Raw genomic sequence first — 22,007 nt, 5'->3', positions numbered from 1 at the left:
TCTCAGGGTGGGGTCAGGGTCGGGTCCGGAGGACGCTCGGGCGGCCCGGGCAGCAGGATCGGAGGCATGACCGAGGACGCTGCCCGTCCGCCCCGCCCCGGGGCGGCAGCACAGGACGGGCCACCGCCACCCCCGCCGGGGACGGCGCCCACCGCCGCCGACGCCACGGCACCCCCGCCGCCCGGCTTCACCCCGCCGCCCACCGGTGGCGCGCCGTTCGGCGACCCGCCACCCACCGGGTACGCGCCACCGCCCGGCGGCGCCGGCTTCACCTCCCGGTACGGGCTGGTCCGCCCGCGGGAGGGCCGCTACCTGGCCGGCGTCTGCGCGGCGATCGGCCGGGCCACCAACACCGACCCGGTGCTGTGGCGGGTGCTCCTGGCCGTCCTGGGCTTCTTCGGCGGCATCGGCATCCTGGTCTACGTCACCGCGTGGCTGATCATCCCCGGCGAGGGGGACACCGCCTCGCCAGTCGAGTCGATGCTCGGCCGCGGCCGGTCCAGCATGTCCCCGATCACCGTGATCGTGCTCAGCATCGTGGTCGCGGTCGGCTTCGGTTACGTCGTCACCAACGGGTTCCGGGCGATCCTGCTCGGCGCGGTGATCCTCATCGGCGGCGCGCTGCTGCTCAACCGCGACCAGCGCGGCCCGGCGACCCGGACGGCGGGGCCCGGGGCGCCCTCCGGCGCGCCTCCCGGCCCGGTTCCCCCGGTGGCCTGGCCGGCGCCGGCCGCTACGCCCGCTCCCGGCACGCCGGCCGCCGCCGGACCGGTCCCGTCGGCCGCCACCCCGTCCGCGCCCTGGTCCGGCGCGCCGGCCGAGGCCGCCCCGGCGCCGTGGTCCGGCGAGCCGCCGGTCACCGCACCGCCGGCCGCCCGGCCCGAGCCGGGCTACCCTCCCGCGCCGGTCTCCGCCGCGTCCGAGCCGGGCTACCCGCCCGCGCCCATCTCCGCCGCGTCCGAGCCGGGATACCCGGCCACGCCGCTCTCCACCGGCTGGCCCGCGACCACCGCCGCCCGGCCCGCCTGGTCGGAGCCGGAGCCCACCCTGGCGCGGCCGCCGGCCGTCCCGGGCAGCCGGTCCGGCGAGGCATGGCCCGGCACCGAGGCGACCCCGGCCTGGTCGGCCGCCCCGACCACGGGACTCCCGCTCGGCGAGCCCGCCGCCGTGCCGCCGCCCGCCCCGGTGGGCGCGCCGCTGCCGCCCGGGGGCTACCGGCCGCCGTTCGCCCCGCACGGCCCGTATGCCGGGTCGGCCCCGCCCGCCCCGCCGGCGCCGGCCCGCCCGGCCCGGCCGCCCAAGCGGCCGAAGGAGCGGTCCGCGCTCGGCGCGGTCACCTTCTCGCTGATCTTCCTGGCGCTGGGCGTGGTGGCGATGCTCGACCTGCTCGACGCCTTCCCGATCGGTGCGGCCGGCTACTTCGCCGCGGTGCTGGCCACCATCGGGCTCGGGCTGCTCGTGGGCACCTGGTTCGGCCGGGCCCGCTGGCTGATCGCACTCGGTCTGGTGACCGCGGCGGCGCTGGGCATCGCCACCGTCGCCGACTCCTACGACCGCGTCCGCGGAATCGACGGCAACGTCACCTGGGCCCCGGCGGACTACCGCGACCTGGCCGACCGGTACGAGAACAACTTCGGCGACGCCGTGCTCGACCTGCGCAACATCGACTTCAACAAGAAGGACACCCAGGTCACCGTCGCGATCAACTTCGGCAAGGCGACGGTGGTCGTGCCGCCGAACGTCGACGTCACCACGGTCGCCGACGTCAACGCCGGTGACGCCAACGTCTTCGGCAAGCGGACCGGCGGGTTGAACGGCCGCCAGTGGGAGGACACCGACCTCGGGCCGGACGGCCGCGGCGGCGGCACGCTGCGCCTGCTGGTCCACGTCAATGCCGGAAACCTGGAGGTGACCCGGTGAAGGCTCACCGCACCGACATCGTGTCGTTCGCCTTCGGGCTGGCCTTCCTCGGCCTGTCCACCTGGTGGCTGCTGGCCCGGATCCTCGGGCTGGCGCTGCCCCCGGTGGGCTGGTTCCTGGCCGGCGCGCTGATCCTGATCGGACTCCTCGGGCTGGTCGGTGCGCTGCGCTCGGGCCGGCACACGGAGCCCGAACCGGCGGAGACCACCGTCTCCGCCCCCTACGAGGCCGGCACCCCGGCCGCCTCCACACCGGCCGGCGCCGAGGCGGACGAGTGGGCCACCGACGCGGTGACCGACACGCCCCGCGATGCGCGGGAGGACCGCCCGTTCGACGAGGAACCACGCTGGTCGCCGGGGCCGCCGGAGGTGCGGGACGAGCCGGTGACCCGCGAGCTGCCCCCCGTCGAGCCGGCGCTTCAGGACCGGGCCGAACCGGCGACCCGCGAGCTGCCCGCCGCCGACGAGCGCGGCGCCACGGCCGGGTCCGCGACCCGCGAGCTACCGACCGAACCCGCGACCCGCGAGCTGCCCGCCGCCGAGGGCCCGGGCGGCACGGCCGGGCCGGACACCCGGGAGCTGCCGGAGGTCGACGAGACGGCGGACCGGCCGGGGGGCGGCACGCGTACCGGTGGGGACGGGCCGGGCTGACCGCGGCGGTGCGGCTGGCCGACAGCGCCGCCTATGCTGGCTGGTGGAGATCCCGCCTCCGCCGGCCGACCCACCCGTGGCGCCCCGGTCGCGGCCGGGGCTCCCGGTCGGCCGGGTCGCCCGGGTCGGTCCCGCCTCCTTCCGTCTCTACCTCGTCAGGAGCCCGTCCGAGATGACCCAGTCCCCCGCCGTACGCGTCACCGGCCCCGCCGGTGCGGTCCGCGTCGGCGAGCGCGCCGCCCGCACCCTCGTCAGCGAGTTCGCCCGGCGCAACGACGCGAAGGCCGGCCTGCTGGTCGGCGCGACTCCGGAGTCCGCGGTGCTGGCCGCGGCGATCGAGGCGCTGCTCCCCGGCGACCGGCTCACCGTCGTCCCGGCGGAGGGCGCCTCCGCGGCCGCGCTCCGCGCGCACGTCACGGCCCAGGGCCGCTGGGTGGCCGACCGGGTACGCGTGGTCGACACCCTCGCCGAGGCGGACGCCGCCGCGGTGGTGATCGCGGCCGAGCCGTTCACCGGCACCGCCGAGGAGGCCCGCAACGCCGTCGACGGGCTGGCGAAGTACCTCGCCGAGGGGGCCGTGCTGAGCGTGGCCGCGCCGCTGTTCCGCACCGAGGGCGCCGGGGCCGAGCTGGATCGGCAGGGAGTGCTGCACGGCGTCCGCACCGACCTGGTGCTGCGCAACTCCCCGCCGGTACGCGTGCACCACCTGCGCTCCACCCCGGCGCCGGTCGCGCTGGCCGCGTCGCTCTCCCCGGCGTACCGGCCGTCGAGCGTGCCGCTGACCCGGGGCATGCACATCGACTCCAACGGCGTGGCCGCGGCCGGCATCACCCTCGGCCTGGCCGCGCTGGCCCGGGCCGCCCGGCCGAAGTCCAAGCTGTGGCTGCTGCCGGCGCTGGCCGCCGCCCCGGTGGCCGCGTTCTTCCGGGACCCGGAGCGGGACGTGCCGGAGGACCCGTCGGCCGTGGTCGCCTCGGCGGACGGTCAGGTGCTCTCGGTGCAGCGGCTGCACGACGAGCGGTTCGGCGAGGGCGAGTGGCTGCGGATCGCGGTCTTCCTGTCCGTGCTGGACGTGCACGTCAACCGCTCGCCGGTGGCCGGCAAGGTGGTCGACTACTTCGTCGCCGACGGCGGCTTCGTCAACGCCATGAAGCCGGACGCCGAGCACAACGTGGCCGCATACACGGTGCTGGACACCGACCACGGCACGGTGGTGGTGGCGCAGCGGACCGGGTTGATCGCCCGCCGGATCGTGCAGCGGGCGCCGGTCGGCGCGCTGCTGGCCCGTGGCGAGCGCTTCGGTCTGATCCGGTTCGGCTCGCGCACCGACGTCTACCTGCCCGCCGACGCCGCCGAGCCGCTGGTCGGCCCGGGCGACAAGGTGGTCGGCGGGTCGACGGTCATCGCCCGCTGGAGCTGATCCCGGGAACGCGACCGATCCCACGAACGAAGAAAGGGGCGCCGCTCTCGCGGCGCCCCTTTCCGGTGCTTCGGGTCAGGCGGTGTGGCGCTGGCGCAGCCAGAGCACCGGGCCGCTGACCAGGTAGCCCACGACCACGAGGGCGAAGGTGAGCCGGATGTCGACCAGCGCGCCGACCACCGGGACCAGCCAGAGCCACGGCGGCAGCTTCACCAGCCGGGCGAGCTTCGCGTAGGGGAAGCTGGAGACCATGGCGAAGGCGAGCAGCGCCACGCCGGCGACCAGGACCAGGCCGGAGACCGGCAGCCCGATCGCCACGGTGAGGGCCAGCACGGCCGCCGCCATGGTGGTCGGCACGCCGCAGAAGAACCGGCCGTCCTTGGGCGAGACGTTGAACCGGGCGAGCCGGATGGCGGCGCAGGCCGCGACCAGGGCGCAGGCGACCGCGGCGGCGGCCGGCGGTACGGAGCCGGCCAGCGAGGCGTAGACCACGACCGGGGCGGCGAGGCCGAACGAGCACATGTCGGCCAGCGAGTCCATCTGCGCGCCGAACGGGCTGGCCACGTTGAGCTTGCGGGCCAGCGCCCCGTCCAGGCCGTCGAACGCGACGCAGGCGATCAGGCAGAGCGCCGCGACCCGGACCTCGCTCTGCATGGCCAGGAAGATCGCCAGCATGCCGAGCATGAGGCTGCTCAGGGTGCAGGCGTTGACCAGCGCGAACTTCGCCCGGCGGGCGGCGGTGCGCTCGCCCGGCAGCAGCGGGATCGACATCGCGGGCGACTCGTCGACCGGTGTGGCCGGGGCGAGCGCCGGGCTGACCGGCATCACGGCCTCGACCTCGGCCTCGTACCGCCCGTAGCGGAGGCGCTGCCGGTCGGACCAGCGGTGGTCGGGGGTGACCAGGTCGGTCCCGGTGACGGCGGCGCCGTCCCGGCGGCCCACCCGGACCAGCAGCACCTGGCGGGCGAACGTGCTGCTGCGGCGCAACCGGCCCGCCCAGCGACGCCCTGCGGGGCGCGGACTGTCAGTCGTACGACGCCGGCGCCATGGGGCTCTCGGCACGTTTCCTCCATCACCGGATCGGGTTACCGCCACGCGGGCGGGTGTCCGGCTGTCTCGTGCCGGACCTTTCGGGCCCGGCAGCCCATTTGCGGAGTACACCATTGCACAGGGGATAGGGGGTTGGCGATAGCTGCCGGCGGTACTTATAACTCGCTTAACCGCGCGAACCGCTCACTTATTCCCATCTCGGGCCTCATCGCCCGTTTTCGTCGGCCAATCCCAACTACCGACTGTACCGGAGGCGGCCCGTGCCGGCTCGGCGAGCGGGCGTCACCTACCCCGATGTCCGGTTGCCCGGGCCGCCACGTCGGTCATCCGCAGGCCACTGACCTGGTCCGGCGCGAACCAGGCGGCCCGCGCGGTGGAGCCGCCCGCAAGCTCCGTCACCACCGCCTCGGTCGGGGCGTCCACCCGGACGCGGTAGATCACCCGGACGCCGTGCCAGTCCAGCGGGCGCCCCTCCGGGCCGAGCGCGGCCGGGTTGTGCAGGTTGTCCACGGCCAGCAGGTCGACCACCCGGCCGAGCTGGCCCGCCTCCTCGACCAGTTCGCGGAGCAGGCCGGCGGCGGGCTGCTCGCCGTGGTCGGTGCCGCCGCCGGGCAGGTGCCACCTGCCGGCGCCCGGGTAGCCCTCGGCGATCATGGTGAGCAGGACGCGTCCGTCCGGGTCGGTGACCAGCCCGTACGCGGCGAAACGCTGCCGCCGGTCGGTGTCCGGAGCGGCCGGACCGGGCGGCAGCGCCCGGGGCAGGTCCGCGGGCAGGGGCGACACCGGCAGCCCGAGCAGCTCGGCCGTGAACGGCATCAGCGGCACGGCCCCCGCCTCGTCCGGGGTGAACCAGCCCACCTCGTCGCTGCCGCCGGCCGGTTCCGGGCGCAGCTCCCCGCCGCGCGCCTCGACGTCGAAGATCAGCCGGTCGGTGTGCATCACGACGCCGTCGGCCGGGAAGGTCGCCACGTCGGCGACGGCGGCCCGGATCGCGCCCGCCGCGACGGTCAGCCCGGTCTCCTCGGCGAACTCACGCTCGACGGCCCGCGCCGGATGCTCGGCGTGCTCGATCCCACCCCCCGGCAGCTGCCACACCCCCGGGTACGGGCACTTCTCCGACCCGCGCGCCAGCAGAACCCGTCCGCGGTCGTCCCGCAGCACCCCGTAAGCCCCGACCCGCCGCCGCTCCACGACCCGCACCCACTCCCCGCCCGCCCGTCGACTCCGTCGATCATGAGGTTAGCGGCACCGGGACGGACATTTCGCGCCGTCAACCTCATGATCACGCAGCGATGGGCGGAGGGCGGGGAGGGCGAGCGGTCAGATCAGGTGGGCGGCGTGGACGGCTTCGGCTGTCACCTCCGTGAGGCGGTCGGTGGGGAGGGCGCCCAGCTCTTCGCGGCGGAACCAGCGGGCCTCGCAGGTGGAACCGCCGACGTCGGCCACCGTGGGCGGGGCGGGCTGGTCGACGACCACCCGGTAGAAGGCGCGGACGCCGTGCCAGTCGATCGGGTAGCCCTCGGGGCCGAGCGAGGCGGCGTCGCGGTGGCTGGCCACCCCGAGCAGCTCGACGAGGCGGCCGGTCTGTCCGGTCTCCTCGACCAGCTCCCGGATCAGCGCGGCGCCCGGCTGCTCGCCGTAGTCGGTGCCGCCGCCCGGCAGGTGCCAGCATCCCGCGCCGGGGTAGCCGTCGGAGACCCGGGTGAGCAGCACCCGCTCCTCCGGGTCGGTCACCACGGCGTACGCGGCGAAGCGCTGCGCCCGGTGCAGGCCGTCGGGGCCGGGGACGGCGTAGAACGAGGGGAACTCGGGGACCTCCTCCGGCACGATGTCGTCGGTGGAGGTGGGCAGGCCCAGGGCGCGCGCGGCGAACGAGCGCAGCGGCAGCTCCCGGGCCTCGTCGAGGGTGAACCAGCGGGCCAGGTCGGTGGGGCGGTCGACCCGGTCGGCGAGCGTGCCGCCGCGTACCGAGACCGTGTAGAGCAGCCGGTCCGTGTGGATCGTGATGCCGCGCTCGGGCAGCGCCCGCATGTCGGCGAGGACGTCCTGGAGGGCTGCGACGGAGACGGAGAGCCCGGTCTCCGCGGCGGTCTCCCGGACGACGGTGTGCTTGGGGTCCTCACCGTGGTCGACCGCCCCGCCGGGCAGCGACCACGTGCCGGGTGTGCCGGAGCGCTCCGATGCGCGGACCAGCAACACTCGGCCGTCTGAATCAGCACAAACTGCGTATGCCGCGATCCTGCGGAGCGGCTCCAGCAAGGTGGTCACGGGAGGAAATTCTCCCTGGATGCCGTTACCGGCATCGAAAAGAGTCAGATTCCTGACTCTTGGCTGGCGCCTCAGGGACGCGTCAGGGTAAGTGTCCGGGCGGTCACCGAGGTCGCCCGCCGACCCGCGCGGGACCGTGGAGACATGACCTCGACGAACCCCTCCCAGGCCCCGTACAAGCAGCTCCGCAGGCCGGTCACGGACCGCATGGTCGCCGGTGTGGCCAGCGGCCTCGGCCGCTACTTCGCCGTCGATCCCACCCTCGTGCGGGTGGCCTTCGCGGTGGCCACCCTGATCACCGGCGGGATCGCCGCGCTGGCGTACCCGATCATGTGGTTCCTGATGCCCGAGGAGCCGGCGGGCGCGCCCGCCTGGCCGCACGCGCCGGGCACCGCGCCCGGCTGGCCGCCGGTCCCGCCGACGGCCCCGGGTCCGCACGCGGCGCCGGCCACGCCGGAGCCGTCGCCCCGGCCGGCGCCTCAGCCGCCGGTGCCGCCCACGCCGCCGGAGGCGGCCTGACCCGGCATCACTCCCACTCGATGGTGCCCGGCGGCTTGCTGGTCACGTCCAGGACCACCCGGTTGACCTCGGCGACCTCGTTGGTGATCCGGGTCGAGATCCGGGCCACCACCTCGTAGGGCAGCCGGGACCAGTCGGCGGTCATCGCGTCCTCGCTGGAGACCGGGCGCAGCACCACGGGATGCCCGTAGCTGCGCCCGTCGCCCTGCACGCCGACGCTGCGCACGTCGGCCAGGAGCACCACCGGGAACTGCCAGACACCTCGGTCGAGACCGGCGGCGGTGAGCTCCTGCCGGGCGATCAGGTCGGCCTTGCGGAGCACGGCCAGCCGCTCCTCGTCGACCGCGCCGATGATCCGGATGGCCAGGCCCGGACCCGGGAACGGGTGCCGCCAGACCATCGCCTCGGGCAGCCCCAGCTCCAGGCCGAGCGCGCGGACCTCGTCCTTGAACAGCGTGCGCAGCGGCTCGACCAGGGCGAACTTCAGGTCCTCCGGCAGCCCGCCGACGTTGTGGTGGCTCTTGATGTTGGCGGTGCCGGTGCCGCCGCCCGACTCGACGACGTCCGGGTAGAGGGTGCCCTGCACCAGGAACTCGACGTCGCCGTGCGAGGCGATCTCCCGGGCGGCGGCCTCGAAGACCCGGATGAACTCCCGGCCGATGATCTTGCGCTTCTGCTCCGGGTCGGTCACCCCGGCCAGCGCGCCGAGGAACCGCTCGCGGGCGTCGACCACCTTGAGCTTGATGCCGGTGGCGGCCACGTAGTCCTTCTCGACCTGCTCGGCCTCGCCCGCGCGGAGCAGGCCGTGATCGACGAAGACGCAGGTGAGCTGGTCACCGACGGCCTTGTGCACCAGCGCCGCGGCGACCGCCGAGTCGACGCCGCCGGACAGGCCGCAGATGACCTCCTTGTCGCCGACCTGCGCCCGGATCCGGGCCACCTGCTCGTCGATGATGTTCTCGGGCGTCCAGGTCGGCTCGATGCCGGCGATGTCGTGGAGGAAGCGGGTGAGCATCTCCTGGCCGTGCGCGGTGTGCCCGACCTCGGGGTGGAACTGCACACCGGCCCGGCGGCCGGCCAGGTCCTCGAACGCGGCGACCGGCGCGCCCGCCGACTCGGCGGTGACCGCGAAGCCGGCCGGTGCCTCGGTGACGCAGTCACCGTGGCTCATCCAGACCGGCAGGTCGTCGGGGAGGTCACGGAGCAGCACGCCGGCCTCGGGGCGGGCGTGCAGCGGGGTGCCGCCGTACTCGCGGTTGCCGGTGCGCGCCACGGTGCCGCCGAGCGCCTGCGCCATGGCCTGGAAGCCGTAGCAGATGCCGAAGACCGGCACCCCGGCGTCGAACATGCCGGCGTCGATCTGCGGGGCGTCGGGCGCGTAGACGCTGGACGGGCCGCCGGACAGGATGATCGCGGCCGGGTTCTTCGCCAGCATCTCGGACACCGGCATCGAATGCGGGACGATCTCCGAATAGACCCTCGCCTCGCGGACGCGGCGCGCGATGAGCTGGGCGTACTGGGCTCCGAAGTCCACCACGAGGACGGGGCGAGGCGTGCTCATGTGCAGCAACCCTACCGACAGTCACCCCCGGCGCGGGCCACGCCCCGGTGTGTCGTGCGCCGCCCTGCTCAGGAACGCAGCGCGGCGGGGGCGTGGGCGGGCACGGCGGGCTGCTTCGGGGCCACCGGGGCGAGCCGCTGGTAGGGCCGGCCCAGCGGCGGACGGGGGTCCGCCTCCCCCTTGTTCGGCCAGAACGACATGGCCCGCTCGGCCTGCGCGGTGATCGTCAGCGACGGGTTCACGCCCAGGTTCGCCGAGACCGCCGCGCCGTCCACCACGTGCAGCCCGGGGTGACCGTGCACCCGGTGGTACGGGTCGATCACCCCGCGCTCCGGGCTGTCGCCGATCACCGCCCCGCCCAGGATGTGCGCGGTCATCGGGATGTTGAACGGCTCGGTGACCGCCCCGCCGGGCGTGCCGTCGATCTCCTCGGCGAGCAGCCGGGCCGCCTCGTTGCCGGCCGGGATCCAGGTCGGGTTGGGCGCGCCGTGGCCCGGGCCGGAGACCAGCCGGCCGCGCCGGTAGCGGGTGGTCAGTGAGTTGTCGACCGACTGCATTACCAGGGCGATGACGGTGCGCTCGGACCAGCCGCGCACCGAGAGCATCCGCGCGGCCAGCCCGGGCTGCCGGACGATGCTGCCCAGCCAGCGCCGGACCCGGTGCGGGCCCCCGTCGACCAGCAGCGACTGGAGCAGTCCCATGGCGTTGGAGCCCCGGCCGTAGCGGACCGGCTCGATGTGGGTCTGCGGGTCGGGGTGGAACGAGCTGGTGATCGCCACCCCCTCGGTGAAGTCGAGGCCCCGCCGCCGGGCCTGGCCCGGCCCGACCGAGGCGCCGAGGATGGCCTCCGAGTTGGTGCGGGTCAGCTCGCCGAGCCGGGGCGACAGGTGGGGCAGCGCGCCGGTCGCCTTCATCTCGTGCAGCAGCCGCTGGGTGCCCAGCGCGCCGGCCGCGAGGACCACCTGGTCGGCGTGGATCACCTGCCGGCGCTTGCGCACCCAGGCGCCGGTGCGCTCGGTGTGCACCTCGTAGCCGCCGTCGGCGGCGGGGCGCACCGCCGTCACCGTGGTCAGCGGGTGGACCTGCGCGCCGATCCGCTCGGCCAGCCACAGGTAGTTCTTGACCAGGGTGTTCTTCGCACCGTGCCGGCAGCCGGTCATGCACGAGCCGCAGTGGCTGCACCCCGTCCGGTCCGGCCCCACCCCGCCGAAGTACGGGTCGGGCACCCGCTCGCCGGGGCGGCCGATGTGCACGCCCACCGGCGTCGAGTGGAAGGTGTGCCCCACCCCCATCCGCTCGGCCACCGCCCGCATGGCCCGGTCCGCGCCGGTGTGCACCGGGTACGTGGTGACGCCCAGCATCCGCTTCGCCTGGTCGTAGTGGCGGGCCAGTTCGTCACGCCAGTCGGTGATGTCCCGCCACTGCGGGTCGGCGTAGAACGCGTCGAGCGGTTCGTAGAGGGTGTTCGCGTAGACCAGCGAGCCGCCGCCCACCCCGGCGCCGGCGAGCACCAGCACCCCGCCGCCGGCCTTCCGGTCGGCCGAGCGGAGCAGGGTGATGCGCTGGAGGCCGTAGCAGCCGAGCTTCGGGGCCCAGAGGAAGCGCCGCGCCCGCCAGGAGGTGCGGGGGAACTCGTCGTCCGCGAAGCGCCGGCCGGCCTCCAGGACCCCGACGGTGTAACCCTTCTCGGCCAGCCGGAGCGCAGTGACGCTGCCGCCGAAACCGGACCCGATGACGACCACGTCGTACCGCATGCACGCATCATTACCGACCGGTAGCTATAGCGCCAGCAAGAGTTTTTCGCAGATCATGCAGAGCGCTCGATGACACGGGAATCCCGCGCAACCGACGGGCCTCCGTCGCGCGTCGAGTGGTGGACGGGGAAGGAGACCACGATGACGCGACGACGGTGGCTGCTGGGACTGGCCGCACTGGTGGCCGTGGTGCTGGTCGCGGCCGGCGCGGTGGTGACCACCCGGCTCGTCTCCCACCCGTCCCCCGGCCCGGTCGCCGGCCCGGCCACGCCGAGCCCGTCCACCCCGGCCCCGACCACGCCGGCCCCGGTCACCGCCAGCCCCACCCCGCCACCCGGCGCCGACCTGAAGGGGCCGCTCAACCTGCTGCTGGTCGGGGTGGACACCCGGGTCAGCGTTCCGGGCTGGGAGCCGCACGCCGACGCCGTGCTGGTGCTGCACGTGCCGGCCGGGCTGGGCCGCGCGTACCTGTTCTCGCTCCCCCGCGACCTGGTGGTCGACATCCCGGCCTACCCGAAGGCCGGCTACGCGGGCGGCCGGACCAAGCTCACCCACGCGATGAGCTACGGCAGCCGGGTCCCCGGCGACAAGAAACACCCCAGCACCGCCCAGGGGTACGAGCTGCTGCGCACCACCGTCAGCCGGTACACCGGCCTGCGCATCGACGCCGGCGCGGTGATCACCTTCGGCGGTTTCGACAAGCTGGTCGACACCCTCGGCGGCGTGGACCTCTACGTCGACCAGCGGGTCGCCTCCATCCACCGCCGGCCGGACGGGCGCTACCGGGACCGGTCCGGCAGCACCTACACCGGGCCGCAGATGATCTACCTGCCGGGCAACCGGCACCTGACCGGCTGGCAGGCGCTGGACTACGCCCGCCAGCGCTACACGGCCGGCGGCGACTACACCCGCCAGCGGCACCAGCAGCAGCTCATCCGGGCGCTGGCCCGGAAGATCCTCGACCAGCAGCTGGCCCGTGACCCGGACCGCGTCGAGCAGGTGGTCGCCGCGCTCGGCGAGACCCTGGTGTACGTGGGCGGCGGCCGCCGGCTGGTCGACTTCGCGTACGCCCTGGGTGGCCTGTCGCCGGAGAAGTTCGTCCTGGTCGGCCTCCCCGGCGACGGGGTGGGCAGCGGCAGCTCCTACCGGGGCGAGCAGCTGCGCCCGGTGGGTCGTGAGTTCCTCACCGCGCTGCGGGGCGGCGACGCCGACGCGTACCTGGCCGCGCACCCCGCGCTGCGGGTGAAGAACTGACTCAGAGCGGCTTCGGGGCCGGCGGGCGCTCGGTGCCGTAGAGCCAGGCGTCGAACAGCTTGCCGAGCTTCCTGCCGGAGACCCGCTCGGCGAGCGCCACGAACTCCTCGGTGGTGGCGTTGCCGTTCCTCTTCTCCGCCGCCCAGGTGCGCAGGACGGTGAAGAAGGCGCTGTCGCCGACCGCCACGCGCAACGCGTGCACCGTCATCCCGCCCCGCTCGTAGACCGACCGGCCGAACAGGTTCTCCACCCCCGGCTTGCCCGTCGGCGTACGCCAGACCTGGCCCGACGTGGTGGCGTACTTCTGCTCGAAGGTGCGCTGGACCGTGGACTCCCCCTCGTGCTCCGCCCACAGCCACTCGGCGTACGTGGCCAACCCCTCGTTGAGCCAGATGTCCTGCCAGCGCTGGAGGGAGACGCTGTCGCCGTACCACTGGTGGGCCAGCTCGTGCGCGACCACGCCGGTGTTGTCGCCCTGCCGGAAGAACCCGGCCGAGTAGACCGGGCGGCTCTGCGTCTCCAGGGCGTACCGGATCCGGTCGTCGGCGACCACCACCCCGCCGTACGCCTCGAACGGGTACGGCCCGAAGATGCTCTCCAGGTAGTCGGCCACCTCGACGGTCCGCGCGATCGACCGGTCCGGCGCGCCCTCGGCCACCTGGGTCGTGACCGCGCTGTACACCGGCCGTCCCTTGTGCTTGTCGGTGGTGACCCGGAACTTCCCGATCGCCACCATGCTCAGGTAGCTGGCCATGGGAGCGCCCTCGGACCAGCGCCAGGTGGTCCAGCCACCCGTGGTGCTCCGTCCCTTCGGGACGCCGTTGCTGACCGCCGTGAGCCCCTTCGGCACGGTGATCTCGAAGTCGTAGGTGGCCTTGTCCGAGGGGTGGTCGTTGACCGGGAACCAGGTGCTGGCCGACTCCGGCTGGCCGAGCGCGATCGCCCCGTCGGTGGTGTGCAGCCAGCCACCCTCGCCGAGCACGTCGTTGTCCAGCGCGGCCGGCTGGCCGTCGTACCGGATCTCGGCGACGAAGCCGTTGCCGGAGGTGAGGCCGGTGGCCGGGGTGACGACCAGCTCGTCGTCGGCACGGCTGTGGGCGGCCTTCGCCCCGTCCACCGTGACCGACCGCACCGTCAGCCCGGCCAGGTCCAGGTTGAACGCCGACAGGTTGGCCGTCGCCGTGGCCCGCAGGGTGGTGGTCCCGGTGAGCCGGTCGGTCGCGGGGTCGTAGCGCACCTTGACCGTGTAGTGGGCCACGTCGTAGCCGCCGTTGCCGTAACGGGGGAAGTAGGGGTCACCGGCGCCCGCCGCGCCGGGCGCGAAACTGCGCTCGGCCGTCGGGCTGGGCGCGGGTCGCGCCGGCGCGGCCCGGTCCGGCTCGGTCGTGCCGCAGCCGGCCAGCAGCAACGCTCCGCAGGTCAGCAGCCCGAGCCGTCGTCGTCCGCCGCGCCGCGCCATGGCCTCGATCCCTCCCGGACAGCACCGTGGCGGCCCTGCCCGGGCCGCTCCGCCCGCGGCAGCCTACCCACGATCGATCACGCCCGCGTCACGGCAGGGCCGGCGCGCTCGCCCCGACCAGCCAGGCGTCGAACAGCGGGCGCAGTGGCTTACCGGCCGTGCGCTCGGCGTACCCGATGAAGTCGGCGGTCGTGGCGGTGCCGTTGCGCCGCTCGGCCAGCCAGCCGCGCAGGATGCGGAAGAAGGCGTCGTCGCCGACCGCGCGCCGCAGCGCGTGCACGGTCAGCGCGCCACGCTGGTAGACCGCGTCGCCGAACATCGCGGCGCGGCCCGGGTCCACCGAGGGCTTGCTCCAGTCGGTGACCGCGTACCGGTCGGCGAAGGCCCGCTCGACGGTGCGCCGGCCGTCGTGCTCCGCCCAGAGCCATTCCGCGTACGTGGCGAAGCCCTCGTTGAGCCACAGGTCGCTCCACCGGGCCACCGAGACGCTGTCGCCGAACCACTGGTGGGCCAGTTCGTGCGCGACCACCTCGGTGTTCGGGCCGGCGCCCCGGAAGAAGCCCGGCCCGTAGACCGGCCGGGACTGGGTCTCCAGCGCGTACCGGATCCGGTCGTCGGCGACCACGATCCCGCCGTACGCGTCGAAGGGGTACGGCCCGAAGCGGCCGGACAGGAAGTCGGCGATCTCGCCGGTGCGGGCCACCGAGGCGGCGGCCGGACCGTCGGCGGGCAGTCCGGCGGCCACGGCGGTGACGATCGGCTTCCCCGCGTGGGTGCCGGTCGCGACCCGGTAGTGGCCGATCACCAGGGTGGACAGGTAGCTCGCCATCGGGCTGTCCTCGGACCAGCGCCAGGTGGTCCAGCCGTCCCTGCTCTCGGTCCCCTTCGGCACCCCGTTGCTGAGCGCGGCGAGCCGGTCCGGGACGGTCACCTCCAGGTCGTAGGTGGCCTTGTCGGAGGGGTGGTCGTTGACCGGGTACCAGGTGCTCGCCGACTCCGGCTGGCCCAGCGCGATCGCGCCGTCCCCGGTGGCCCGGAAACCGCCGTCGCCCAGTTCCGCGCTGGGCAGCGGCTCGGGCACCCCGCCGTAGGTCACCTCGACCGCGAACCGTTGCCCGGCAGGCAGCCCGTGCGGCGGGGTGACGATCAGCTCGGCGCCGTCGCGCCGGTGCTTCGCCGGGGCGCCGTCGACGCGTACCCGGTCGACGGTCAGGCCGGCCAGGTCGAGCTGGAACCGGGACAGGGCCTTGGTGGCGGTGGCCGTCAGGAGCGCCTCGCCGGTGAGCCGGTCGTTCGCCGGGTCGTAGCGGACCTTCAGCGCGTAGTGCCCGACGTCGTAGCCGCCGTTGCCGGCCCCCGGCACGTACGGGTCACCCACGTCCGCGGCGCCCGGGTGGAACCGCCCGTCGTCGTCCCGGGTGCAACCGCCGGCCAGCAGCGCGACGGCGAGCGCCGCCGCGCCCCACCGCCGGCCGCGCGTCATCCGCCGAGCCTAGACGCGCGACGGCGCGGGAGGGACCGGAATCCCCACCCGCGCCGTCGCGCCGGTCACGCGGTCAGCGGTCGAGGACCAGGCCGACCTTCTGGAACTCCTTGAGGTCGCGGTAGCCGCACTTGGCCATCGCCCGGCGCAGGCCGCCGAAGAGGTTGAGCTGGCCGTCCGGCTCGTCGGCCGGGCCGAAGAGCAGCTTCTCCATCGAGCCGAGCGGCTCGCCGGCCACCTCGAACGCGCCGCGCGGCAGCGACGGGTGGCTGGCGGCCGAGTGCCACCAGGCGCCGCCGGCCGGGGCCTCCTCGCAGAGCGACAGCGGCTCGCCGAGCATCACGGCGTCGGCACCGCAGCCGAGCGCCTTGGCGATGTCGCCCGAGGTCTGCAGGTCGCCGTCGGCGATGAGGTGCACGTACCGGCCGCCGGTCTCGTCGAGGTAGTCGCGGCGGGCCGCGGCGGCGTCGGCGATGGCGGTGGCCATCGGCACCCGGATGCCGAGCACCGACTCGGTGGTGGACCAGTCGTCGCCGCCGATGCCGACGATCACGCCGGCCGCGCCGGTACGCATCAGGTGCAGCGCCGTCTTGTAGTCGGTGCAGCCGCCGACGATGACCGGCAGGTCGAGGTCGGCGATGAACTCCTTGAGGTTCAGCGGCTCGTCGGTGGTGGAGACGTGCTCGGCGGAGACGATGGTGCCCTGGATGACCAGGATGTCCACGCCGGCGTCGAGGATCACCGGGGCGAGCGCCAGGGTGTGCTGCGGGGAGACCCGGACGGCCACCGTGCCGCCGCCGTCACGCAGCTCGCGGACCCGCTCGGCGATCAGGTCGGGGCGGATCGGCTCCGCGTAGACCTCCTGGAGCCGCTTGGTGGCCCGGGCGTCCTCGTCCAGGCCGGCCAGCTCCTCCAGCACCTTGGTCGGGTTCTCGTAGCGGGTCCAGAGACCCTCGACGTTGAGCACGCCGAGGCCGCCGAGCTGGCCCAGCCGCACCGCCGCGGCGGGGCTCATGGTCGCGTCGGAGGGGTGCCCGACGCAGGGGATGCCGAACTGGTAGGCGTCGAGCTGCCAGGCCGTGGAGACGTCGTCGACGTCCCGCGTGCGGCGGCTCGGCACGATGGCGATGTCGTCCAGGTGGTAGCCGCGCTGCGCGGTCTTGCCCAGCCCGATCTCGACCACGTCACGCATGGGGGACTCCAGGTGGTTTGGGGGTGGTGGGTCAGCGGGAGTGGTAGTTCGGCGCCTCGACGGTCATCTGGATGTCGTGCGGGTGGCTCTCCTTGAGGCCGGCCGCGGTGATCCGGATGAGCTGGCCGCGCCGGTGCAGCTCGGGGATGCTCTCGGCGCCGGCGTACCCCATCGCCAGCCGCAACCCGCCGACGAGCTGGTGGGCGACCTGGGCGAGCGGCCCCCGGTACGGCACCTGGCCCTCGACGCCCTCCGGCACCAGCTTCTCGTCGCTGGTCACATCCTGCTGGAAGTAGCGGTCCTTGGAGTACGACTTGGCCTGGCCGCGGGACTGCATGGCGCCGAGCGAACCCATTCCCCGGTAGGCCTTGTACTGCTTGCCGTTGATGAACAGCAGCTCGCCCGGGCTCTCCTCGCAGCCGGCGAGCAGACCGCCGAGCATCACCGTGTCGGCGCCGGCCACCATGGCCTTGGCGATGTCGCCCGAGTACTGGATGCCGCCGTCGCCGATCACGGGCACGCCGGCCGGCCGGGCCGCCCGGGCAGCCTCCATGATCGCCGTGATCTGCGGCACGCCGACCCCGGCGACGATGCGCGTGGTGCAGATGGCGCCCGGGCCGACGCCCACCTTCACGCCGTCCGCACCTGCGTCGACCAGCGCCTTCGCACCGGCGTACGTGGCGACGTTGCCGCCCACGATGTCGACGGCCACGTCCTTCTTGAGCCGGGCGACCATCTCCAGCACGGCCCGCTGGTGGCCGTGCGCGGTGTCCACGATCACGACGTCGACCCCGGCGTCGACCAGGGTGCGGGCCCGCTTGTACGCGTCCTCGCCCACCCCGATCGCGGCGGCCACCCGCAGCCGACCGGCCTCGTCCTTGGTGGCGTCCGGGTACTGCTCGCTCTTGGTGAAGTCCTTGACCGTGATCAGACCGCGCAGTTTCCCGGTCTCGTCGACGATCGGCAGCTTCTCCACCTTGTGCTGGCGGAGCAGGCCCAGCGCCTCGTCCTTGCGCACCCCGACCGGGGCGGTGATCAGCGGGGTCCGGGTCATGATGTCGCGCACCGGGGTGGCCGGGTCGGAGACGAAGCGCATGTCCCGGTTGGTCACGATGCCCACGAGCTGGCCCTGCCCGTCGACGACCGGTACGCCGGAGATGCGGTACCGGCCGCAGAGGGCGTCGACCTCGCGCAGGGTGTCGTCCGGGCTGGCGGTCACCGGGTTGGTGATCATGCCGGACTCGGAGCGCTTGACCAGGTCGACCTGCAGCGCCTGGTCCTCGACGGAGAGGTTGCGGTGCAGCACGCCGATGCCGCCCTGGCGGGCCATGGCGATCGCCATCCGCGCCTCGGTGACCGTGTCCATCGCGCTGGAGAGCAGCGGGATGGTCAACTCGACGTTGCGGGTGAGCCGGGTGCGGGTGTTGACCCGGCTGGGCACCACGTCCGACTCGCCGGGCTGGAGGAGCACGTCGTCGAAGGTCAGCCCGAGCGGCACCACCCGGGCCGAGCCGGCGGGCAGCTCGGGCAGATGGCCGCCCAGCTCACCGCCGTCGCGGCCGGTCGGGATCTCGGTGCTGGGCGAATTCTCCACGATTGCTCCCCTGAGCTGGTCGGACGGGCTGCAGCGAGGCGGCGCGCGCGGGCACCGGCGCACGCCGGCAAGACGGCGCGTCGCTTCATCGTACCCATTGAGCTGCTCCGGCCCCGGCAGCGGCGGGCGGGGGTAGGCAGCGCCACAGGAGTCCCGGGGGCGGGCTTTCCGGCGGGCCGGGGACTACGGTGAGGGGGTGCACGACGAGCCCATCGACCCGTTCAACGGCGACCCGGCCGATCCGGCTGCCGGCCTGCACGACCCGCGCGAGGACGATTCGCTCGACCCGCTGACCGAGGTCGAGCGGCAGGACGTCCTGGAAGACCTGGCCGACCTGGAGATCTACCAGGCCCTGTTGCAGCCGATCGGGGTGCGCGGCCTGGTCATCGAGTGCGAGGACTGCCGCGAGCCGCACTACTTCGACTGGGACCTGCTCCGGGGCAACCTGCGGCACCTGCTCAACTCGGGGCGGCCCCGCGTGCACGAACCGGCCTACGATCCCGACCCGGACCACTACGTCAGCTGGGACTACGCCCGCGGCTACGCCGACGGCGTGCACGACACCCTCACCGAGGGCACGGACGACTCCGCCGAGGAGTGAGCGGCCGGTTCAGGCGACCAGGCCGGCACGGAAGCCGGCGGCCACCGCGTGCGCCCGGTCGCGCGCGCCCAGCTTGCGGAACAGCCGTCGGGCGTGCGTCTTGACGGTGTCCTCCGAGACGAACAGCTCCCGCCCGATCTCCGCGTTGCTCTTCCCCTCGGCCATGCCGAGCAGCACCTGAAGCTCACGCTCCGTGAGGCCGATCGCGCTGCGCGGGCTGCGCGCCGGCCGCTGCGGGCCGCCCGCGGCCGCCGGCTCGCCCTCGGCCGCCGCCGGGTCGGCCGGGTCCTCGCCGCGCTGCACCGGCACGACCGTCGGCCCGCCGCCGGGACCCTCCGCCGGGCCCGCCGGCCACGCCGCCCCCGCAGGGGTACGCCCCGGCGCGGCCGACCGGGCCGGCCCACCGACCGCCGCGGCGTCCCGGGCCGGGTCGGTGACCCGGTGCCGGTTCGTGCGCCCGGGGGCGGAGAGCAGCAGCAGCGCCTTGGCGACCGCGCTGGTCAGGTCGTGGTCGGCGTTCTGGATGAGGCCCCGCGCACCGGCGCTGATGGTGGCCGCGGCGGCCTCCGACTCCTCGGCCCCGAGCAGCAGCACGGCGGCCTGCGGGGCACGGGCGAGCACCCGGCGGACGAAGCCCGCGCTGTCCGGCCGGGTGAGGGCGGTGTCGGCGAGCACCACGTCGACCTGGCGCTCCGCGAGCCGCAACATCACCTCGGGATCGGAGACGGCCGTCCGGAGCACGCCCGACAGCCCGAGCCGCGCCGCCGCGGAGGTCAAATGCTGGGCCGCGAGTGGTGTCCGAACGCACACGAGAACGCTACGCACAGTGGTCTCCTCTCCGACTCAGAGCAGACCACGACGGGGTGTGCTCGGGAGGAGGTTCCGGGCAATCATCCGAACTTTTCCGACAGATGGGGCATATGCCGCCAACTGTCCGAGGTTTTCGATCACAGATGTGTGAGCGCGGGAAAGCCCGGGTACCGAGGGGTCACTCCGGAAACGGTGTCCCGCGCGGACCACCCGCACCGGTAGGAGCTGGCCACGAAGATTCTCCGCGGTGCCGCGCGGGAGGAGGGGTGCTGATGTCGAACGTACGCAGACTGCCCGGACCCATTGTCGACCTCTGGGACTGGCAGCGGCTCGGTGCCTGCCGCGGGCGGGACAGCGCGCAGTTCTTCCACCCGGACGGCGAGCGCGGCTCGTCCCGGCTGCGCCGCGAGTCCGGCGCCAAGTCCGTCTGCCGCGCCTGCCCGGTACGCGCCGAGTGCGCCGCGCACGCCCTCTCGGTCCGCGAGCCCTACGGCGTGTGGGGCGGCTTCAGCGAGTCCGAGCGGCTGCGGCTGCTCGCCCTCGGCTGGGAGGACCTGGCCGACCGCCGGCAGACCCGGGTGGACGTCGCGCGGCTGGAGGCCCGCCTCGGCCGGCCGCACAAGTCCGCCGTCCCGGACCAGCGCAAGATCGCCTGACCGCGACATCGACCACCGCGACGCCGCGCTCCTCTCCGGGGGCGCGGCGTCGCCGCGTCATCGCCGGAGCAGTCCCGCCGGCGTCGTCCGCCCGGCCACCCGCCGGCCCGGAAGGGACCTGACGGTGACTACAAACTTGATGACCTAGGCGACTCACCGGCCGCGCCGAATACCGCCCGCGCCCGGCAAACCTGATGACGTAGGCGGTCATCTGACCCGCCGGCTGCCGCGCACGCCCTACAAACGTGATGACGTAGATGACTCGCCCGGCGTGCCGTGGCCGCCCACCCTCAGTGCCGCGCGCGCCCGAGTCGTTCACGACATCAAGTTCGTAGTCTCCAGCGAGCACCCAGCCGACCCCACGGCCAAGGCCACCCGCGCCCGAGCCGTCCACGACATCAAGTTCGTAGTCTCCAGCGAGCACCCAGCCGACCCCACGGCCAAGGCCACCCGCGCCCGAGCCGTCCACGACATCAGGTCCGTACTCTCCGGCGAGCACCTGCCGGGCCGACGTGCGGACGGCCCGGCCGGCTTCGGCCCCGGCAGCGGCCCCTCTGACGCCGCCGATCAGGCAACCTTGACCGGAACGGTGTGCCAGCCGGTGGCGCCGTCCGGGGCGACCGGGCGCCGCTGCTCCGGCTGCGTATCCCCGGCGGCGTCCGTGGCCCGCACCTGGAGGGTGTGGTCGCCCGGGGTGGCCTCCCAGCGCCACGACCACTGCACCCAGGTGTCCACCGAGACCGTCGGGGCCAGGGTCGCCTCGTGCCAGGGGCCGTCGTTGACGCGTACCTCGACGCGGCGGATGCCCCGGTGCTGGGCCCAGGCCACCCCGGCGACCGTCACCGGTCCGGCGGTGAGCCGATCGCGCCGGCGGGGCGTGTCGATACGGGACTCCGTCTTGATCGGCCCCTGCGCCGACCACCCGCGCGGCACCCAGTACGCGTCGAAGTCCGCGAAGCTGGTCAGCTCCAGCTCGGTCACCCACTTGCACGCCGAGACGTACCCGTAGAGGCCGGGCACGACCATCCGCACCGGGAAGCCGTGCTCCACCGGCAGCGGCTCACCGTTCATCCCGACCGCCAGCAGGGCGTCCCGCCCGTCCCGCAGCACCGCCGTGGGGGTGCCGCAGGTCCAGCCGTCGACCGAGCGGCCGACCACCTGGTCCGCACCCTCCTCCGGCTCGACCTCGTCCAGCAGCTCCCGGATCGGCACGCCCAGCCAGCGGGCGTTGCCGATCAGGTCGCCGCCCACCTCGTTCGAGACGCAGGCCAGGGTGATGTGGCGCTCGACCATAGGCCGGGCGAGCAGATCGTCGAAGCTCAGCTCGAGCGGCTGGCGAACCCGGCCGTGGATGCGCAGCCGCCAGGTCACCGGGTCCACCTGCGGCACCACGAGGGCCGTGTCGATCCGGTAGAACTCCCGGTTCGGGGTGACGAAGGGGGCCAACCGGTTCACCGCCAGGTCCGCGCCGGCCGGCACCGGTGGCGCGGGGGCCACCGGCTTCGGCAGCCGCACCGCCTCGCGGGCCGCCGAAACCCCCCGCCGCCCGGCCAGCCAGTGCCCGCCGAGCCCGACCACCGCCGCCGTGCCGGCCAGCAGGCCGACACCGCGCAGGAACCGGCGCCGCGACTCGTCCCCGGCGGGCTCCTGCGGCTCCCACCCGCCCGATGCCTCGTCCCGCGCCAGCGCAGCGACGGCCGGAGGTGGCGGAGGCGCAGACGCCGAGGGCCGCGTGGGCCCGGACGGCCCGGGCTGCGTGGGCCCGGACGGCCCGGGCTGCGTGGGCCCGGACGGCCCGGGCTGCGTGGGCCCGCGG

18 protein-coding genes are annotated in these 22,007 nt (G+C 74.5%); 7 read left to right on the top strand and 11 right to left on the bottom strand.

Annotated features, from left to right (window positions below; genetic code table 11):
* Positions 1-66 precede the first annotated feature (66 nt).
* The 3 genes from ABZW14_RS26295 (at position 67) to ABZW14_RS26285 (ending at position 3,990) form a co-directional block, all read left to right on the top strand.
* On the top strand, positions 67-1,920 hold the full coding sequence (locus tag ABZW14_RS26295; protein ID WP_355351330.1) for a PspC domain-containing protein: 1,854 nt from the start codon (positions 67-69) through the stop codon (positions 1,918-1,920).
* Positions 1,917-2,570, top strand: coding sequence for a hypothetical protein (locus ABZW14_RS26290; protein WP_355351460.1), 654 nt, complete (start codon positions 1,917-1,919; stop codon positions 2,568-2,570). Before ABZW14_RS26295 ends, ABZW14_RS26290 begins: the two co-directional genes overlap by 4 nt.
* Before the next feature lie 172 nt (positions 2,571-2,742).
* Positions 2,743-3,990 (top strand): phosphatidylserine decarboxylase, encoded by a 1,248-nt coding sequence (locus ABZW14_RS26285; protein ID WP_355351328.1) that lies wholly within the window; start codon positions 2,743-2,745, stop codon positions 3,988-3,990.
* Between the two features lie 75 nt (positions 3,991-4,065).
* Here the strand turns inward: ABZW14_RS26285 and ABZW14_RS26280 are convergent, their stop codons facing one another.
* The 3 genes from ABZW14_RS26280 to ABZW14_RS26270 form a co-directional block, all read right to left on the bottom strand.
* Entirely contained in the window at positions 4,066-4,977 is a 912-nt protein-coding gene (locus tag ABZW14_RS26280) for a CDP-alcohol phosphatidyltransferase family protein (protein WP_355351326.1), read from the bottom strand.
* 345 nt (positions 4,978-5,322) lie between these two features.
* On the bottom strand, positions 5,323-6,240 hold the full coding sequence (locus ABZW14_RS26275) for an NUDIX domain-containing protein (RefSeq protein WP_355351324.1): 918 nt from the start codon (positions 6,238-6,240) through the stop codon (positions 5,323-5,325).
* A gap of 120 nt (positions 6,241-6,360) precedes the next feature.
* Complete coding sequence (locus ABZW14_RS26270; RefSeq protein ID WP_154228646.1) at positions 6,361-7,308, bottom strand: NUDIX domain-containing protein; 948 nt, start codon at positions 7,306-7,308, stop codon at positions 6,361-6,363.
* A 144-nt stretch (positions 7,309-7,452) separates the two neighbouring features.
* On the opposite strand from ABZW14_RS26270, the gene ABZW14_RS26265 reads away from it, so the two are divergent.
* Positions 7,453-7,827, top strand: a complete 375-nt coding sequence (locus tag ABZW14_RS26265) for a PspC domain-containing protein (protein WP_355351322.1) — start codon at positions 7,453-7,455, stop codon at positions 7,825-7,827.
* A 7-nt stretch (positions 7,828-7,834) separates the two neighbouring features.
* Here ABZW14_RS26265 and guaA read toward each other — a convergent pair whose 3' ends face one another.
* Both guaA and ABZW14_RS26255 read right to left on the bottom strand, forming a co-directional pair.
* Positions 7,835-9,388, bottom strand: coding sequence for a glutamine-hydrolyzing GMP synthase (gene guaA / locus ABZW14_RS26260; RefSeq protein ID WP_355351320.1), 1,554 nt, complete (start codon positions 9,386-9,388; stop codon positions 7,835-7,837).
* A gap of 68 nt (positions 9,389-9,456) precedes the next feature.
* Positions 9,457-11,142, bottom strand: coding sequence for a GMC family oxidoreductase (locus tag ABZW14_RS26255; protein WP_355351318.1), 1,686 nt, complete (start codon positions 11,140-11,142; stop codon positions 9,457-9,459).
* Positions 11,143-11,283: 141 nt separating this feature from the next.
* On the opposite strand from ABZW14_RS26255, the gene ABZW14_RS26250 reads away from it, so the two are divergent.
* A complete protein-coding gene (locus ABZW14_RS26250) occupies positions 11,284-12,396 on the top strand; it encodes an LCP family protein (protein WP_355351316.1) in 1,113 nt (370 codons plus the stop codon).
* A gap of 1 nt (position 12,397) precedes the next feature.
* On the opposite strand, the gene ABZW14_RS26245 is transcribed toward ABZW14_RS26250, so the two are convergent.
* The 4 genes from ABZW14_RS26245 to guaB all read right to left on the bottom strand — a co-directional run bounded on the left by ABZW14_RS26245 (position 12,398) and on the right by guaB (position 18,124).
* Complete coding sequence (locus ABZW14_RS26245) at positions 12,398-13,855, bottom strand: M1 family metallopeptidase (protein ID WP_355351314.1); 1,458 nt, start codon at positions 13,853-13,855, stop codon at positions 12,398-12,400.
* A gap of 88 nt (positions 13,856-13,943) precedes the next feature.
* Positions 13,944-15,338 carry a M1 family metallopeptidase gene (locus ABZW14_RS26240; protein WP_355351312.1) on the bottom strand — a complete coding sequence of 465 codons (1,395 nt, stop codon included), beginning with the start codon at positions 15,336-15,338 and terminating at the stop codon, positions 13,944-13,946.
* Between the two features lie 73 nt (positions 15,339-15,411).
* On the bottom strand, positions 15,412-16,530 hold the full coding sequence (locus ABZW14_RS26235; RefSeq protein ID WP_355351310.1) for a GuaB3 family IMP dehydrogenase-related protein: 1,119 nt from the start codon (positions 16,528-16,530) through the stop codon (positions 15,412-15,414).
* Between the two features lie 31 nt (positions 16,531-16,561).
* Positions 16,562-18,124 (bottom strand): IMP dehydrogenase, encoded by a 1,563-nt coding sequence (guaB, locus tag ABZW14_RS26230; RefSeq protein ID WP_355351308.1) that lies wholly within the window; start codon positions 18,122-18,124, stop codon positions 16,562-16,564.
* A gap of 196 nt (positions 18,125-18,320) precedes the next feature.
* Here guaB and ABZW14_RS26225 point away from each other — a divergent pair, with 196 nt between their 5' ends.
* Complete coding sequence (locus ABZW14_RS26225; protein ID WP_355351306.1) at positions 18,321-18,725, top strand: DUF5319 domain-containing protein; 405 nt, start codon at positions 18,321-18,323, stop codon at positions 18,723-18,725.
* A 9-nt stretch (positions 18,726-18,734) separates the two neighbouring features.
* On the opposite strand, the gene ABZW14_RS26220 is transcribed toward ABZW14_RS26225, so the two are convergent.
* Positions 18,735-19,550 (bottom strand): response regulator transcription factor, encoded by an 816-nt coding sequence (locus ABZW14_RS26220; RefSeq protein WP_355351304.1) that lies wholly within the window; start codon positions 19,548-19,550, stop codon positions 18,735-18,737.
* Between the two features lie 257 nt (positions 19,551-19,807).
* Between ABZW14_RS26220 and ABZW14_RS26215 the strand changes: the two genes are divergently transcribed.
* The gene (locus ABZW14_RS26215; RefSeq protein ID WP_355351302.1) at positions 19,808-20,191 is read left to right on the top strand and encodes a WhiB family transcriptional regulator; all 384 of its coding nucleotides are present in this window, start codon (positions 19,808-19,810) and stop codon (positions 20,189-20,191) included.
* A gap of 567 nt (positions 20,192-20,758) precedes the next feature.
* On the opposite strand, the gene ABZW14_RS26210 is transcribed toward ABZW14_RS26215, so the two are convergent.
* Positions 20,759-22,007: molybdopterin-dependent oxidoreductase (locus tag ABZW14_RS26210; RefSeq protein WP_355351300.1), on the bottom strand; the 1,249-nt coding region annotated here is incomplete at its 5' end.

It is taken from the genome of Micromonospora sp. NPDC004551 (assembly GCF_040609975.1).
Classification (GTDB): domain Bacteria; phylum Actinomycetota; class Actinomycetes; order Mycobacteriales; family Micromonosporaceae; genus Micromonospora.
The sequence above is the reverse complement of the archived record's forward strand: the minus strand, read 5'-3'. Positions and strand labels throughout refer to the sequence as shown.